Below are 15,634 nucleotides of genomic sequence, written 5' to 3'. Positions count from 1 at the left end.
CAGGTCGCAGTCTGCGGGCATGTGGATGAGGAGCTCACCGACGGTGGCCTCGTCAAAGCCGACGTGGGTGAGGACTTGCGTCTGCGCATGGCATCCGGCTGCGGAGAGCACCTCTGCGCAGCGCTTTCCGGCGATCTCATAGGTAACAAGGTCGCAGATCAGGTAGGGGTGCTGAAAGCCCAGTTTTTCTACATAGGCGGGCAGATCCTCAATGGCATCTTTCCGGATGCTCACGGCCTTCAGGGGGGCGTAGTGCTCCCTCCCGCACCCACAGGTGAGAGGCCGATCAAGGTAATCGGCCAATTCCCTTGCTTCCTTTGGCATCTTCATATTGGCGCTTCCATTCTTTCAAAATTTTTGCAGCAGAAACTTCGCGGTACAGCATGGCGTCACCACCACTTGATGGCGTTTTCCACGTGAATCCGGTTTTCAATAAACTCCGGAGAGGCAATATCCCGGGGCCGCGGCATATGCAGGGACAAGTCCTCCTTGACACTGGCGGGCTTGTTGGTGAGGATCAGCACACGGTCAGCCAGATAGCAGGCCTCCTCCACATTGTGGGTAATAAACAAAACCGTGCTGCCCAGTTCCCGCCAGAGGCGAATCACCTCGTCCTCCAGGTAAAACCGGGTCTTGATGTCCATTTGGCCATAGGGCTCGTCCATCAGCAGCAGGTCTGGCTCCATGGCAAATGCGCGGCCGATGACCACTTTCTGCTCTGTGCTGACAGACAACTCGTGGGGGTACTGCTTCCGGCTTTTGCTCAGGCCCATCAGCTCGATGATCTTGTCCGTCTGCGCCTTGATCCTGTCTTTTGTCCAGCCCTTGAGCTTCATGCCAAAGGCGATGTTGTCCTCCACCGTGAGCCACGGCATGGCGGAGGGCTCCTGAAATACAAAGGATAAATTGTGCTTCTTGGGGTCCGCGGGCTCTCCGTCAATCAAAATCTCACCCGAGGTAGGTGGAATCAGGCACGTCAGCGTGTTGAGAAAGGTGGTCTTTCCGCAGCCGGTGGGTCCCACCACACAGACGAACTCTCCCCGGTTGATGTTGAAATTGCAATTTTTTAAAACCTCAAGGGAGCCAAAATTTTTGCAGAGGCCTCGCACCTCAACTTTATAGTCACTCATGTTTTCGCCCCCTCATTCCAGCATCAGCTCTTCATTGGCTGCAATTTCCTGGCGGATGCGCAGGAATTCCTCTGACACATGGCTTCTTGGCCGGGTAAGGTCTTTGAGGTCATAGACCCGTTTCACCCTGGCGGGACGCTCCGTGAATTGAATCACGCGGTCTCCCAGTGTGACAGCCTCTTCAATGTTGTTGGTGACAAAGATGACGGTGCGCTTCTCCGTCTCCCAGATGCGGAGGATTTCCTCCTCCATGGCATACCGGGTCTGCGCGTCCAAGGCGCCAAAGGGCTCGTCCATCAGGAGGATTTCCGGATTGGCGGTGTAAGCCCTGGCAATGCCGACCCGCTGCTTCATACCGCCGGAGAGCGCATGGGGATAGGCGTTTTCAAAGCCGTGAAGCCCCACCAGGTCCAGATACTTCTGGGCAATCTCGCGGCGCTTGGCCTTGGGGACCTTCCGGTATTTCAAACCGAGCTCCGCGTTTTCCATGGCGGTCTTCCACTCGTAAAGCCCGGTTTTCTGGAACACCATGGCAATGCGCTGGTCTCTACCGGCAATTTCCCTGCCGTCAAGCTTCAAGGAACCTGATGTGGGCTTTACCAGTCCGGCCAGAATATTCAAGAAGGTGGTCTTGCCGCACTGGCCGGGCCCCAGCAGAACCAGGAACTCATTCTCACGGACCTGGATGGAGACATCCTCGATGGCATCAGTGTCCCCCTTGCTGGAGAAAAACGTTTTGGCGACATGGCTCGCCTCCAAAATTACTTTCTCTTCCATGGGCACAGCCACCTTTCTAAGAAGTCGAATCCATATGCAAACAAGGCGCCAAAAGCGCCGATCATGACCATGCCCACAATGGCGAGGGTGAGATCGTTGGCACTGCTGCCCTGCATGATGAGGAAGCCGATTCCCTCCCGGGCGCCCAGCATTTCGGAAGCCAGCAGCACCATCCAGCCGCCGCCCAGGGCTGTGCGGATGCCGGCAAAGATGGCGTTGAGAGAGCTTGGCAGCACCACATCAAAGAGCATGTCCATGCTGCGTGCTCCAAAGACCCTGCCCACCTGAAAGTTGATCTCCGGCACCATGACAACGCCCGAGTAGGAGTTGATGACAATCGGCATAAACACTCCCATGGTAATGATGGCCACGCGAGAGAACTCGCTGGTGCCAAACCACAGGGTGAACAGCGGTACCCATGCGATGGGAGGAACCGGGCGGATCACCTCAAACAAGGGCTTGAAAATGGCGCGGAAGGTCTTGTTCCAGCCCATGGCAATGCCAAAGGGAACGCCCACGGCTACAGAAAAAATCAGGGCGGTCAGCACCCGGCGCATGGAGATCCCCACATGATAGATCATGGGATGCTTGGCAATATCGCCGGACCAGATAGTGACCAAGCGCTCCAAGGCGGCAGCCGGCGTCGGCAGCGTGGTCTTCCCGCCAGACGCGATGCCCTGCCACAGCAGCAAAAACGCAATGATCAGCAGACACGGCCCAAGATAGTAAAAGAGCTTATAGAGGGCGCCGCGCTCCTCCAGCCAGGGATTTTTGGTTGTCTTCATTTCTTGGGCCTCCATTTCAGAGCCATGCTCTCCACCAGGCTGACAATGCCGGACGACACAAAGCCTAAAATTCCAATGACAATGATGCCGGCCATGATCAGTGAAACGTCCCCGAAGGAGCGGCCCATCTGGATCATGTAGCCAAGGCCGTTGGAAGAGGCCAGCATCTCCGCCGCGACGATGGTTCCCCAGGCGCTTCCCATGGAGGTTTTCAAGCCCGCGAAAATCATGGGCATGGCGGAGGGAACTCCCACCGTCCAGAAAATTTTCAGGTTGCCGGCGCCGCAGGTTTTCGCCACGTTCACCAGCGTCTGATTGGTAGAGCGGATGCCGGTATAGGTGTTCAGCACGGTGGCTACAAAGCAACCCGTGAAAATGATCACGGCTCTTGCCTCCACGCCGATTCCCAGAAACAGCAGCACAATGGGAATCCAGGCCAGGCTGGGAATAGGGCGGATCACCTCAAAGAGAGGACGGATCACCCGATCACAAAGGCGAAACCATCCCATGAACAGCCCCAGGGGAATCCCAATCACCGCGGCCAGGAGAAAGCCCAGCCAAACCACCTTGGCGCTGGCCCAAATATGCTGGAACAGCAGGCCGCCATCCGGCTTTTTATCCGTGATCTTGTTGAGAATGGTCTCCACCACACCCAGTGGAGAGTCAAAAAAGCGGGTGTTTACCAGTTGAAACTGCACCGCCAGCTGCCACAGCAGCAGCACCAGCAAAACGACCGCAACACTGATGGAGAGATATTTGAGCTTCTCCGTACGAATCGCCCGTGTCTCTGCGGCCTTTGCCTCTGCTCTGATTGTTTCATAGTCCATATCCATCATACGATCTCCTGTTTAAGAGGGCATCCCTTCCCCTGACGCTTCAGGGAAAGGGATGCCGCGTTTCACTGGTCTGAATGCGTAGACTTGTACAGCTCGATGGCTTTTTCCAGATAGCTGCAGTCCACAGCGGCGATGACGGCGTCACGGTCGGCGGCATCGCGGCTGCCGATTGCCACCTGAATGTCAAAGAATTTGGCAAATTCATTCTGCATGCCGGTCAGCCCGTTTTCCTGAACCTTGCATAGATCCTCATAAAAGCTCAGGTCACGGAACTCCGTCATTTTCTCACTGGCCAGAGCCGCCTCGACCGTGGTCTCCGTGCCAAAGTCCTCCAGCATCACCTGGGAGAACCACTCCGCGCCCTGTTCCTGGTTTGCCTCATCCCCCAGCCACAGCAGGATCTCCAAAGCGCCGGCCAGGTACTTCACCACGGTATCCTCATTCTCCGCCAGATAGTCCGCCTCGGCAATGATGTTGCCGGCCATGGCGGCGTCCATGCCGCCCATGGTGTGACAGCAGACATAGTCGGGGTTCTCCTCCAGCATGGGCGTATAAGTACCTGTGGAGAAATACACGTCTGCAGAACCGCTGATGAACGCCTGATAGCCTTTGTCAACATCCGAGTTTACGATGTTGACATCCTCTTCCGTAAGGCCCAGCCGTTCCAGCATGAACATCAGATCCGCGTCGCACACAGTCCCCTTGCCCACGAGGATGGTCAGGCCCTTCCAGTCCTCAGCGGTGCCCAGGGTTTCGCTGATGGGCCCCTCGGCTGCCTTGGCCAGGGGGCTGTCGGCGCGGCAGAAGGCCTTGTTGGAATAGTCATAGCCGGAGAGGGAGATGACCTTCATGTTGTAGGTCAAAACGCCTGTGATGGCGGCGGGGGCTCCGATCCAGCCAATGTCCCAGTCGCCGGAGGGGTTTGCCTCCAGCTGCGGGGGACCGGAGACATAGTGGGTGCGGGTCACATTGAGGCCCAGCTTTTCCCAGGTGCCCAGCTGCTCGCCGGCGATCAGGGGAACTGCGGTCTGGACCACATTCTGACCGGAAGTAGGAACGTCAACCAAGCCGGAGTCCGTCTCTCCGTCCTGGGAGTCGGGGGTGCCGGCTTCACCGCCGCACGCGCACAGGGACAAAACCATGCCAAGTGCCAAAATCAATGCCGTAAGCTTTTTCATCATAAAATCCTCCTGTTGTTTTTTGTTAACGGTTATGACCGAAAACTACAAGGCCGCCGCCTGGGCATACTCTTTTAAAAACCGCGTCCGCACCGCCTCTGTCACCGGGATTCCCGCATCCCACATGGCCTCCACCGCCGCGCCATAGACAGGCGGCGCCGTTTGCAGCAGCACTCTGGCCCTGGCCGGGGCCTTTTCCCGAATGGCCTGGGCGTACTCTGGAAAGTTGGCGACAATGCCGCCGCCCATCACTACAGAAAAGGGTCCCTCAAAATAGGGCTCCGCGGCCCAGACCAAATCTGCCATCAAGGATGCACCCCGGTCAAAAATCTCCTCGCAGGCCCAGTCGCCGGCTTTCCTGCCGGCAAATACGGCCGCGGCCAGGGTAGCGATGTAGGGCCTGCCTCCCCGGTGCACTTTGGGAATCACAGCGTCACAGACCGGTTCCCCCAGCATATCAGCCAGCAGCTCCGTCAATATGGTGCCTTGACACCGGCCGTCTACAGCCCGCATGGCCATGCACAGCGCGTCCCTGCCCAGTTCAAAGCCGCTCCCGCCGGTATCAATCAGGTAGCCCTTTCCGCCAATATGGCGCAGGGGCTGCCCCTCAATCCTCACAAACAGCGATGAGCCTGTGCCGCATACCATCCCGCAGCCGTCCTGGTGTCCCAGAGTACCGGAGATCAGGCTGCAGCCATCGTCCTCTATGCGGATGGCGCGCACCGGAAAGGCCTGCTGCAAGGACGCGGAGTAGACGTCTCCATTGGGAAAAACGCCTGCGGCACCGCCATACAGGGCGGCAATCTCCCCAGGAGCGGCGGGGAAGACTTCCATCATGCAGGCATGCATGCGGCGCCGGGCTTCCTCAGCCCCGATATCCGTGGGGTTGCCGCCCTGCCCCACATGGCGGCGCAGGATATGCCCGGTCTCGTCAAACAGCACAATCTCCGTCTTGCTGCCGCCGCCGTCAATCGCAATACAATACTTCATCGCAGCCTCCCGTCCTGTCAGTCCAGATCGATCCGGTATTCCGGCGGAATTGCCGCCAGCTCTGCGTTGTGAAACAGGGTGTGATCCATCCGGCCTGGATAGTGGGGATGCGTTTTTGTCACCTTTTCGTAGGTCCTGCTCTCTTTTTCCTTGTTGACGTCGCTTCTGCGGTATGCGTCCAGCTTCCTTTGCATCTCTTGGATTTTGGGATGCTCCGCGTCATAGATGCTTCTCATTTCCGGAATCTGATCAAAGAAATAGTATTTGTCCCTTGCGGCGCTGTAGACCAGCTTATCCCGGCCGTCTGTAATCATATACGTTCCGCCGGAGCCGCAGCCATGCTGGGAGTATACATATGTCCGTTCAGAGGGGGCAAACAGGTCCACCCCGTCAAACTCCCTGGGATCATAGGGGGCCCCGACATACCGCAGCAGCGTGGGAGCGATGTCAACCAGGGAGCAGGGGTCCTGCCGCCTCTCGTGCCCGTGGCCGGGAACATGGATCATCAAGGGCACATGGCAGGAGGAGTCCACCATGGTCCGCTTCCCAATGGCGTTGTAATCCCCCATCATATCGCCATGATCGCTGGAAAACAGGATCAGCGTGTCGTCATACATTCCCTTTTCTTTCAGCGCGGCGATGATGCGGCCCACCTGATAATCCACAAAGGAGACGCAGGCGTAATAAAAGTTCTTGCTCCTCAAAACATCCTGCCGGCTCATCAGCAACCGCTCACAGGAGCAGCGGTCTCCGATCAGATCTGAAAAAGTCTCCAAGTCCTCCGGAGTCGGGCAGACAGGGGTGGGCGGGTCCTCCCGGTACAGCTTTTGCCACGGCGCGGGCGGGCAGTAAGGCGGATGGGGATGGATGAAGGAGGAGAATAGAAACATGGGCCGATCCGGCGCACAGTGCTGGATAAAGTCCACACTGCGATCCCCAACCCATTGTGTGGGGTGATCCTCCGGAGGCAGCTGGGAAATCTGAGGTGTATAATACATCTCGCTGCGCATGCCGTGATAGTCAAACACCCAGGGATATTTTTCCCGGATATCGCGCATGTACTCGTCTCCCTCAGCCGCGATCTCCTCCTGGGAATGGCGGGACTCAAATCCCATAGGGCCATATACGTCCCACAGGTTGTGCATTTTCCCCACGCAGCAGCTCTGATAGCCCTGGGCCGTGATACGGCCATAAAATCCCGCTCCGTTGTAGGCGCGGTCTGTGTTGTTGTTGTTGCAGCCGGTCCTTGCAGGATACTGACCGGAGAGCATGGATAGCCGGGCCGGAACGCAGACCGGTGACGGGGTAATACACCGCTCAAATACGACGGAATCCTTGGCCAGTGCGTCCAGATGGGGCGTTTGAATCTGCGGATTACCAAAGGCCGCAATGGTGTCATACCGCTGTTGATCTGTAAACAAGATTAAAAGATGCTTCATGCCTGAACGTACCTCGCTTCATAGGTGGAAAGGCTGACTTTCGTTTTTTATTATGAAACGAAAGTTTTTTATTTCATTATATAACCTTTTACTTCATAATAGCGGTCTTTCTACAGCTTGTCAATCTTCTCATTTTACATAAATTTTACCCTCGATTTTTGTGAAATCAGTAAAACTGCTCCCAACCCTTACGGGCCAAAGCCTGATGGCCGTAAGTTGACTTTTGTAAAATCAGCATATATAATGAAACCAAAATTGTACATTGTTAGGTAAATTTTAGATGGGAAAGAAAATTGTTGAAAGACGAAATACCATCCTGAATATGGTCAACAAATACGGGACTCTGGATTTCCCTCAGCTGCGGGACGCATTCCCGGATGTCTCCGACGTCACGCTGCGGAAAGATCTTCAGTATCTGGACAGCACCAAACAGGCGATTCGTACACACGGGGGCATCAAGTCCATTCCCTCGGCGCTGAACTACATCTACCGGGCGAACGTGAATCAGGATAAAAAGCAGGCCATTGCCGTCAAGGCAGCCAGGCTGATCCAGCCCGGCGACTCGGTATTTCTCTCTGCCGGGACCTCCTGCGCGGAGCTGGCACGCTGCCTGCCGGTATTTCCCCTGAAAGTCTGCAGCGACGGTATTTGCACCATCAGCAATATCTCCGCCCTGCCCAATATCTCCGTGGAGCTGCTGGGCGGGGACGTGGATTTAAATATCATGCGTGTGGAGGGAATTTCCGTTTTGAACCGGCTGGACGCCCTGCACTTTTCCCTGGCGTTTATGAGCGCGATGTGCATGAATCCCGACTACGGTTTTGCCCATAACAGCGCGCTGACGGTCGCTATTTTGGAAAAGGTGATTGAGCACTCTGATCAGGTGGTGGTGCTGTTGGATTCCACCAAGGTCAGCGATGCGTTTTATCCCTACACCATCTCCCTGTCCTCTATCGACATGATTGTTACGGACAGGGACTTCCCGCAGGACGTGGCTGACGGGCTGCGGGACAGGGGAATCAAGGTGCTGATATAAGCGCCAATCAAGGAGATTCCGAAATACTCCGATATCCTGTTGAAGCTCAAAGAGGGAGGACACGGCCCAACCGGACCGTGTCCTCCCTCTTTTGGCAGTCTCGAAACTGCCAACTGCGGCTGGATTCTTTTGGTTCCGTGCATAGCTGCGCTTGCAAATTGCAGCCAGCACCTAAGCTGCGGGGGGCGCGCTCTCCCCCAAAATCTTTCCAGAGCGTCGGGTATGCTCTTTTATAAGCGTAGATGCCAGCATGCGGTATGGGATGTGGAACGATACGGTGCCTCCTTGCCCACTTCCGCCGTTTTATCCTGCGTACGGACAGTGAGTGCTTCTGCAAAAGATTGTGCAAGAAATGTGCATCCCCATGAATCTGAGCGTTTTCACAGCGTCACCGGGACGCCGGAGGAAAACCATGGGCATCGAAAAAGGAGCAATGAAACAACCGCCGTCTGCGTGTTACTGCCTGTCAGACGAGAATCCTTCCTGCACCCCTCACAGCTGCGGAAAAGAATAGGTGCTTCCGGCGTGTTCTGCCTGGTAGCGCTTGATTCCCTCTTGAAGAAGTGCCTTGGTGGATTGGACATAATAATCCAGAAAATTTTGAATCAACGGGGTGAAAATTTTATCCTTGTGATAGCAGACATGGACATATCGCTCCGCCCTGAAATCGGGAATATTCAAAATCACCAGATCCGGACTTCCGTATGCCAGCACATGATCTAAGGACAAAAAGGAAACTCCGATCCCCTCCGTGGCAGCATTCAGCAGCGACTGGACGCTGTAACTCTCCCACATGGGGACCACCGTGAGATTGTGGGTCTGGAAGTACGTATCTACACCGGAGCGCGTATGAGAGCCCAACTCCCGCAGCAGCAGGTGCTCCCTGGCAAGCTCCGGTGCGGTGACCACCGCCTTTTCTGCCAATGGATTGCTGCGGTGGCAGACAGCTACAACTGGAAAGTGCTGAATGGAGTGGTGGGAGAGCCCAGAAATGTCATCCACAACCTCAGCGATGACAAAGTCCAGTGCATTTTTCATAACCAAGTGGTACATGCGTGTCGCCTCTCCCACATTCACACAGATCTGAATGTCGGGATATAGACTGAGAAAAGATTTCACCACGGTGGGCATAAAGAGCTTCCCAATCGCCGTACCGCTGCCAATGCGGAGCCGGTCAAAGGAAAACTTTGCATCAGCCATATCCGCATACAGGTTCAAAAGCCGAAGCGCATAATCATAGATGCGTTGGCCAAAGGGCGTGATATAGAGCTTATGGGAAATCCGGTCAAACAGGCAGCCTCCATAGTATTCCTCCATTTCCCGGATCGCAACACTGACCGTGGGCTGAGAGATATGCAGCCGCTCTGCGGCCCGCGTGATGGAGCCCTCCTGACATACCACAGAGAAAATCTCGATATGGCGCAAGGTCATGCCGCCTCACTCCTTAGAACATAGATATTTTACTATGAATTATATTATATAATAATATTTTACACAAGCTACATCTTGGGTTAATATGATATTAAATAAAACTAACATACAAAATATTTATTGCGCAAGCCAAACGAAAGTCATGCACAAACCTGTACTCCGGCTCGTCTTTATGAAGCACGCGCAGCAACGCGCTGGTTTCAATAAAACCACGAAAGGAAAGGAATACAATCATGAAGAAAAGAAGCATTTTGTCACGGACCCTTGCGCTTATGATGGTACTTACCCTGACCACTGGCTGTGGAAACAAGAATGAGGACGGCGGCGGGGACGCTGCATCTGAACCGCTGCGGGTTGCTGTGCAGTCCTTTTATTGCAGCTCCATGGCGCAATATATTCAGGATCAAGGGTTGGCTGAGCAGGCGGGGCTGGATATTGAGTGGATTGTCTTTAACGGCGGCGCGGCCATTAACGAGGCCATGGGCGAATGGGATGTGTCTGTAACCGGCGGTGCCTTTGTATATGCGCTGGCCAACTACGGGTGCAAACTGGTGGCCCATCAGGTGAATGGTACAGATGGCAACTACGTCTGCGCCCGCAATGGAGACCCGCTGATTGACGCGGAAACTCCGGAGGAGATGGCAGATCTTGTCCGCGGCAAGACCCTTTTAACTTGTATCGGTACAACTGGCCACTACACGCTGAATCTGTGGCTGGAATCCATTGGGCTAAGTCCGGATGAATGCCAGATCATGAATCTGGAAATTGCCAATGTGTACTCCTCTTGGGTTGCTGGGGAGGGGGACTACTGCGTTTTGACAGAACCCTACTGTTATTATGATATGGATGAGATGAACACGACGGTCGTGGCAACACTGGACTCTATTGGCGGCGAGCTGTATGAGGCCACTGTCTGCACAAAGGACGCTTACGAAAACCGCTATGACGATGTTGTCAAGTTTGTGGAAATCCTTTATCAAGCCTGTGACGCTCTGGCCGCCGATGAGGATCTAGCCGTTCAGACGGTGGTGGATTGGTACACCAACTGCGGCAAGACCCTCGCACCGGAGGAGGCCCGCACGTCCATCCAAGGCAAGCCGATGATCACCAGCGAGGAAGCCAAGCAGATCGCACTGGGAGAGTTCGCGGAATCCTACGCCGCTTGGTATGCAGAGCAGGAGCTCATTGACCAGACCGGCCTTGAAAACGTCAAGAATAACATTGCTTCCGATGTGTTTACCGATGCCTTAGCCAACCTAAGCGCGTAAAAGCGGCTCCAAGATTGCAGATTTATATGGACATGTAGGGTGGGCATTCTGAAACAGATGCCCATTCCCTATATAGAAAGGCAGCACATGGATATAAAGATCAATACAGCCAAGAAAAAACGCCGCAAATATAGATTCGTTTCGGTGGTATCCATTCTGGTGTTTCTGGGGATTTGGTACATCGCCACCGCTGTTTTGGAACTGGTCCCAGCTTATTCTCTGCCCAGCCCTGTCAAAGTGTTTTCCACATTGATTACCAAGTTCTACACACAGGCGCCGGACGGGGCAACACTGCCCCAGCACTTTCTGGCCAGCCTGCAGGTGGCAACCTACGGCTATGTTCTGGGGGCGGTCATTGGCGTGCCGCTGGGCATTGCTATGGGCTGGTTTAAAACTGTGGACCGCATTGTCCGGCCGGTATTTGACCTGCTCAAGCCGATCCCCCCCATTGCTCTGATCCCAGTGATGATCGTGGTGTTCGGCATTTCGATCAAGGCCAAAGCGGTTTTGATCTTCTTTTCCACGGTCATCCCCTGTGTTCTCAATTCCTATTCTGGAATCCACCAGACACGGCAAATTCATCTTTGGGTCTCCCAGACCTTTGGCGCCACCAATTTTCAACAGCTTTTCACCGTGGCTATTCCCTCCGCGCTGCCGATGATTTTTGCCGGGTTGCGGGTGGCTATGGGCTCTTCCTGGATGGCGCTGGTGGCCGCGGAGCTGCTGGCCTCCACCAGCGGCCTTGGGTATCTGATTTCAGTGGGACGTTCCCTGCTGCGCTCTGACTTAATTATCGTTGGAATCTTGTGTCTGGGCATGATTGGCATGGTGATTTCCGTGGTATTTGACCTTGTAGAAAAACGCTTTGTCCGCGGAGGTAAGGAGCAATGAGAAAATCTTTGCATTTCCGGGCCGCGGCCGGCACGGTCTTTTTCTCCTTGATTGGCGTGGCCGCAGTGATATGCCTTTGGTATCTGGCCGTTCGCTTTACCTCGATCGGCTTACTGCTGCCAACCCCTGGAGAGGTCCTAGAGCGGCTGCTCTATACATGCACGCACCCGATTGGCCGCACCTACACGCTGCCGATGCATCTGCTTGTGAGTCTGCGGCGGGTTTTGGTGGGCTTCTGCCTGTCCGCCGGCGCCGGTGTCATTCTGGGAATTGCCATGGGACGGTTTCAAATGGTGGAGGCGATTTTCCGTCCCCTGTTTGAGCTGGTCCGTCCCATTCCAAGCGTGGCATGGATTCCTCTTGCTATTGTGTGGTTCGGCATTGGGGAAACCGCAAAAATCTTTATCATCTTCATGGCGGGCTTTGTAAACATTGTGGTCAACACCTACACCGGCGCCAAACGGGTGGATGAGAATATGCTGGGCGTTGCCTATATGCTAGGCGCCAATGAAATCCAGGCATTTTTTCATGTGGTGATTCCCTCCTGCGTGCCCTACATATTTGCCGGTATGCAGGTTGGCCTTTCCACCTGTTGGATGGCGGTCCTGGCCGCCGAGATGGTCAGCTCCACCGAGGGCGTGGGCTGGACCATTACCGCGGGACAGGAAAACGGGGATATGACACAGATTTTTGTCGGCATCATCGCCATTGCCGTGGTGGGGCTGCTGCTGGCGGTGTTGATGCGTTGGGCCGAGCGGGTCCTTTGCAGATGGAGGGAGCGCGGAACATGATGGATGAAAAGCGCAGGGCTGTGATTGAGTGCAGACACGTCAGCAAGACGTTTTATGCTCTGTCCGGCGATCATCTGGTGGTGGATGATTTGAATTTCAACGTCTATGAAAATGAGTTTGTGGTGCTGTTTGGCCCCGGGCAGTGTGGAAAATCCACCATTCTCAATCTGATCAGCGGCCTGGAACCTCCAACGGGAGGAGAAATTCTCGTCTCCGGTGAAAGGGTAGATGGCCCCTCTCCCAAACGCGGCATGGTCTATCAGACCACCAACCTCTTCATGTGGTTTACTGTCATGCAGAATGTGGAGTTCGGTCCCAAAATGCAGGGCGTCCCCAAAAAAGAGCGCCGGGAGCGGGCACAGAAGTATATTGATCTCGTGGGACTGAACGGCTTTGAGCATCAATTTCCAGTCAGGCTGTCCGGAGGCATGCAGCAACGGGTTGGAATTGCCCGGGCATACACCAATGAGCCGGAGCTGATCTGCATGGACGAGCCCTTCGGGCATCTGGATGCCCAGACACGCTATCTTATGGAGGAGGAAGTGGAACGCATCAGCGCCAGCGAGCGCCGCACCGTAGTGTTTGTCACCAACAACGCTGAGGAGGCGATTTATCTGGCGGACAGAATTATTCTGCTGCATAACTGTCCCACATCTGTACACAAGGAGTACACGGTAGACCTGCCAAGACCCAGGGACTATACCTCCCCGGCATTCCTGGCGCTGCGGGAGCAGATCACCGCAGAGATGGACAAGACCCTGTGAGAAGCGAGGATGCGATATGTCTGAACAAATCAAAGTCCGTGTGGAGCATTTGACGAAAAGCTTCGGGAATCTCCTGGTGCTGGATGATATCTCCTTCGATGTCAAGGAGGGCGAGTTTCTCTGCATCGTAGGGCCGACAGGCTGCGGCAAGACGACCTTCCTCAACAGTCTGACCAAGCTCTACAGCATTGATCAGGGCCGCATCACACTAAACGGAGAGGCCATCAACCCCAGAAGGCAAAATATTGCCTATATCTTTCAGGAGTACTCCACCATGGAGTGGCTGACGGTGGAGGAAAACATCGGATACGGCCTTCGCATCAAGCACATAGACAAGGCGGAAATCCAGCGGCGTGTGCAGGATGTGATGGAAATGGTGGGGCTGACCAAGTACGCCCGATTTTATCCGGGCCAGCTCTCTGCCAGCATGCTTCAGCGAGTGGTCATTGCCCGTGCTTTCGCTGTACAGCCGGAGCTGCTTTTGATGGATGAGCCTTATGGCCAGCTGGACCTGCAGCTGAAATACCACCTGGAGGATGAGCTGATCCGTCTGTGGCAGAAGACGCATACCACCGTTATCTTTATCACGCATAACATTGAAGAGGCTGTCTACCTCTCTGACCGCATTCTGGTACTGACCAACAAGCCCACAAAAATCAAGCAATCACTCTCCAATGATCTCCCCCGCCCCAGAAAGGTCTCAGAACCGGAGTTTATCAAGCTGCGCAACGAGGTTACAGACTTGATCAAATGGTGGTAAACCCGGACATATCTAGGCAGGCGACGGGATCGGCAAGGAGGCAGAAGATGTCTGATAAAAAGCAGAAAAAAGCACCGAATATTCTCTTCTTACTAACGGATGATCAACGGTACGGCACCATTGGAGCCTTGGGAAATCCGGAAATCCAGACGCCGAACATGGACCGGCTGGTTCGGAACGGCACTGCATTTTTACAGGCTCACATTCCGGGCGGCACCGCCTCCGCGGTCTGTATGCCCAGCAGGGCCATGATCAACAGCGGCAGGACGCTCTTTCACCTGGAGGAGAGCGGCCGCAATATTCCTCCCCACGATATCACCCTGGGCCAGTGTTTTCTAAACGGCGGCTATCACTGCGTCGAAATCGGCAAGTGGCACAACGGAGTCGAGAGCTTTTCCCGCAGCTTTGACGATGGAAAACACATTTTCTTCGGCGGCATGTGGGACCACTGGAATGTGCCGGTGAACGATTTCAAACCCGATGGTGCTTACAACCAGGAAATTCATTTCACCCCAAACTTTTCCGCCAGCAGTGACGCGGTTTTGGTCCGTGCAGAGAAAATTCATGCAGGCGTCCACTCCACGGACCTCTTTTCCGGCGCGGCAGTGGAATATCTGCGGGGCTATTCTGATGAAAAGCCTTTTTTCATGTACCTTTCCTTCCTGGCGCCCCACGACCCCAGAACCATGCCAGAACAGTTCCGCAGTATGTATGACCCAGAAAAAATTACCCTGCCGCCTAACTATCTGGAGATGCCGGTGGTAAACTGCGGCTGGTCAAACAAGGGGCGCGATGAAAATACCGAGGCGTATCCCCGGCGGCCGGAGGCAATCCGCCAGCATATTGCGGACTATTATGCCATGATCAGTCATATTGACTGGTGTATTGGACACATTTTGGATGTGCTGGAGGAGCGGGGGATTCTGGACGATACCATCATTGTTCTGACAGGCGATAACGGTCTGGCAGTGGGGCAGCACGGCCTGATGGGGAAGCAAAACATTTACGAGCACAGTGTCCGTGTCCCGCTGGTCCTATGCGGCCCGGGGATTCCCAAGGGAGAGACACGAGAGCAATATGTGTATCTGTTGGACATCTATCCAACCCTCTGTCAGCTATGCGGCCTGGAAGTCCCCGCCTCCGTGGAGGGGATCAGCTTTGCTCCCACATTTTCCGACCCCGACTATGTCACGAGACCAGAGCTGTATTTGGCGTTCCAGTCCAGAATTCGAGGGGTCATGGACGGACGCTATAAGCTGGTGGAATACCGGACAGAAGATTTGAAGCTGACGCAGTTATTTGATCTGGAGCAGGACCCCTGGGAGAGAAATAATTTCTACGACATCCCCGGCTATGAGGATATTACCTCCCGTCTGCGCAGTCGTCTGTTTGCCCTGAGAGATGCGTGGGATGACGAGTCCACCCTGTTTGGGCGGCAATTTTGGGAGCAGTGGCGTCGCTATGACGAGGCCGCCCTGCATGGAGTCCCCAAGCCCAAGGGTGCGAACATGGCAAACCAAATCAAAGACTGGGGTACGGATTCAAAGTGACTTCCTGC

15 protein-coding genes and 1 pseudogene are annotated in these 15,634 nt (G+C 54.8%); 7 read left to right on the top strand and 9 right to left on the bottom strand.

From position 1 onward, the window contains the following. Positions 1-15 precede the first annotated feature (15 nt). The 8 genes and pseudogenes from KJS55_RS17670 to KJS55_RS08080 form a co-directional block, all read right to left on the bottom strand. Positions 16-324 (bottom strand): annotated as a pseudogene (locus KJS55_RS17670) (hypothetical protein); the annotation flags it as partial. A gap of 65 nt (positions 325-389) precedes the next feature. Continuing rightward, positions 390-1,130, bottom strand: a complete 741-nt coding sequence (locus tag KJS55_RS08110; RefSeq protein ID WP_187032736.1) for an ABC transporter ATP-binding protein — start codon at positions 1,128-1,130, stop codon at positions 390-392. A 12-nt stretch (positions 1,131-1,142) separates the two neighbouring features. After that, a complete protein-coding gene (locus tag KJS55_RS08105; protein ID WP_187032734.1) occupies positions 1,143-1,907 on the bottom strand; it encodes an ABC transporter ATP-binding protein in 765 nt (254 codons plus the stop codon). After that, the gene (locus tag KJS55_RS08100; RefSeq protein WP_187032732.1) at positions 1,892-2,692 is read right to left on the bottom strand and encodes an ABC transporter permease; all 801 of its coding nucleotides are present in this window, start codon (positions 2,690-2,692) and stop codon (positions 1,892-1,894) included. Before KJS55_RS08100 ends, KJS55_RS08105 begins: the two co-directional genes overlap by 16 nt. After that, positions 2,689-3,528, bottom strand: a complete 840-nt coding sequence (locus KJS55_RS08095) for an ABC transporter permease (RefSeq protein ID WP_187032730.1) — start codon at positions 3,526-3,528, stop codon at positions 2,689-2,691. Before KJS55_RS08095 ends, KJS55_RS08100 begins: the two co-directional genes overlap by 4 nt. Before the next feature lie 62 nt (positions 3,529-3,590). Beyond that, complete coding sequence (locus KJS55_RS08090) at positions 3,591-4,709, bottom strand: ABC transporter substrate-binding protein (protein ID WP_187032729.1); 1,119 nt, start codon at positions 4,707-4,709, stop codon at positions 3,591-3,593. 42 nt (positions 4,710-4,751) lie between these two features. Then, the gene (locus KJS55_RS08085) at positions 4,752-5,696 is read right to left on the bottom strand and encodes an N-acetylglucosamine kinase (protein ID WP_213543098.1); all 945 of its coding nucleotides are present in this window, start codon (positions 5,694-5,696) and stop codon (positions 4,752-4,754) included. A gap of 17 nt (positions 5,697-5,713) precedes the next feature. Then, on the bottom strand, positions 5,714-7,135 hold the full coding sequence (locus KJS55_RS08080; protein ID WP_187032724.1) for a sulfatase family protein: 1,422 nt from the start codon (positions 7,133-7,135) through the stop codon (positions 5,714-5,716). 280 nt (positions 7,136-7,415) lie between these two features. Here KJS55_RS08080 and KJS55_RS08075 point away from each other — a divergent pair, with 280 nt between their 5' ends. After that, positions 7,416-8,171 (top strand): DeoR/GlpR family DNA-binding transcription regulator, encoded by a 756-nt coding sequence (locus tag KJS55_RS08075; RefSeq protein WP_213543097.1) that lies wholly within the window; start codon positions 7,416-7,418, stop codon positions 8,169-8,171. A gap of 492 nt (positions 8,172-8,663) precedes the next feature. Here KJS55_RS08075 and KJS55_RS08070 read toward each other — a convergent pair whose 3' ends face one another. Then, entirely contained in the window at positions 8,664-9,602 is a 939-nt protein-coding gene (locus tag KJS55_RS08070; RefSeq protein WP_187032721.1) for a LysR family transcriptional regulator, read from the bottom strand. Between the two features lie 233 nt (positions 9,603-9,835). Here KJS55_RS08070 and KJS55_RS08065 point away from each other — a divergent pair, with 233 nt between their 5' ends. From KJS55_RS08065 to KJS55_RS08040, 6 genes are all read left to right on the top strand, one after another. Then, positions 9,836-10,870, top strand: coding sequence for an ABC transporter substrate-binding protein (locus KJS55_RS08065; RefSeq protein ID WP_187032719.1), 1,035 nt, complete (start codon positions 9,836-9,838; stop codon positions 10,868-10,870). A gap of 87 nt (positions 10,871-10,957) precedes the next feature. Continuing rightward, positions 10,958-11,761 (top strand): ABC transporter permease, encoded by an 804-nt coding sequence (locus tag KJS55_RS08060; protein WP_213543096.1) that lies wholly within the window; start codon positions 10,958-10,960, stop codon positions 11,759-11,761. Beyond that, positions 11,758-12,552, top strand: coding sequence for an ABC transporter permease (locus tag KJS55_RS08055; protein WP_187032715.1), 795 nt, complete (start codon positions 11,758-11,760; stop codon positions 12,550-12,552). Before KJS55_RS08060 ends, KJS55_RS08055 begins: the two co-directional genes overlap by 4 nt. Beyond that, the gene (locus KJS55_RS08050) at positions 12,549-13,316 is read left to right on the top strand and encodes an ABC transporter ATP-binding protein (protein ID WP_428846504.1); all 768 of its coding nucleotides are present in this window, start codon (positions 12,549-12,551) and stop codon (positions 13,314-13,316) included. Before KJS55_RS08055 ends, KJS55_RS08050 begins: the two co-directional genes overlap by 4 nt. A 16-nt stretch (positions 13,317-13,332) precedes the next feature. Continuing rightward, positions 13,333-14,076: an ABC transporter ATP-binding protein gene (locus tag KJS55_RS08045; protein ID WP_187032713.1), complete on the top strand. Its 744-nt coding sequence runs from the start codon at positions 13,333-13,335 to the stop codon at positions 14,074-14,076. Positions 14,077-14,123: 47 nt separating this feature from the next. After that, positions 14,124-15,626: a sulfatase family protein gene (locus KJS55_RS08040; protein ID WP_213543095.1), complete on the top strand. Its 1,503-nt coding sequence runs from the start codon at positions 14,124-14,126 to the stop codon at positions 15,624-15,626. The last annotated feature ends 8 nt before the right edge of the window (positions 15,627-15,634 follow it).

The sequence above is a fragment of the Pusillibacter faecalis genome (assembly GCF_018408705.1).
In the GTDB taxonomy this organism is placed as follows: Bacteria; Bacillota; Clostridia; order Oscillospirales; family Oscillospiraceae; genus Oscillibacter; species Oscillibacter faecalis.
The sequence above is the reverse complement of the archived record's forward strand: the minus strand, read 5'-3'. Positions and strand labels throughout refer to the sequence as shown.

Coding starts and splice junctions, on each gene's coding strand:
- KJS55_RS08075 (WP_213543097.1), top strand. CDS start 7,416: ATGGGAAAGAAAATTGTTGAAAGACGAAATACCATCCTGAATATGGTC.
- KJS55_RS08060 (WP_213543096.1), top strand. CDS start 10,958: ATGGATATAAAGATCAATACAGCCAAGAAAAAACGCCGCAAATATAGA.
- KJS55_RS08080 (WP_187032724.1), bottom strand. CDS start 7,135: ATGAAGCATCTTTTAATCTTGTTTACAGATCAACAGCGGTATGACACC.
- KJS55_RS08085 (WP_213543098.1), bottom strand. CDS start 5,696: ATGAAGTATTGTATTGCGATTGACGGCGGCGGCAGCAAGACGGAGATT.
- KJS55_RS08055 (WP_187032715.1), top strand. CDS start 11,758: ATGAGAAAATCTTTGCATTTCCGGGCCGCGGCCGGCACGGTCTTTTTC.
- KJS55_RS08065 (WP_187032719.1), top strand. CDS start 9,836: ATGAAGAAAAGAAGCATTTTGTCACGGACCCTTGCGCTTATGATGGTA.
- KJS55_RS08045 (WP_187032713.1), top strand. CDS start 13,333: ATGTCTGAACAAATCAAAGTCCGTGTGGAGCATTTGACGAAAAGCTTC.
- KJS55_RS08040 (WP_213543095.1), top strand. CDS start 14,124: ATGTCTGATAAAAAGCAGAAAAAAGCACCGAATATTCTCTTCTTACTA.
- KJS55_RS08050 (WP_428846504.1), top strand. CDS start 12,549: ATGATGGATGAAAAGCGCAGGGCTGTGATTGAGTGCAGACACGTCAGC.
- KJS55_RS08110 (WP_187032736.1), bottom strand. CDS start 1,130: ATGAGTGACTATAAAGTTGAGGTGCGAGGCCTCTGCAAAAATTTTGGC.
- KJS55_RS08105 (WP_187032734.1), bottom strand. CDS start 1,907: ATGGAAGAGAAAGTAATTTTGGAGGCGAGCCATGTCGCCAAAACGTTT.
- KJS55_RS08070 (WP_187032721.1), bottom strand. CDS start 9,602: ATGACCTTGCGCCATATCGAGATTTTCTCTGTGGTATGTCAGGAGGGC.
- KJS55_RS08090 (WP_187032729.1), bottom strand. CDS start 4,709: ATGATGAAAAAGCTTACGGCATTGATTTTGGCACTTGGCATGGTTTTG.
- KJS55_RS08100 (WP_187032732.1), bottom strand. CDS start 2,692: ATGAAGACAACCAAAAATCCCTGGCTGGAGGAGCGCGGCGCCCTCTAT.
- KJS55_RS08095 (WP_187032730.1), bottom strand. CDS start 3,528: ATGATGGATATGGACTATGAAACAATCAGAGCAGAGGCAAAGGCCGCA.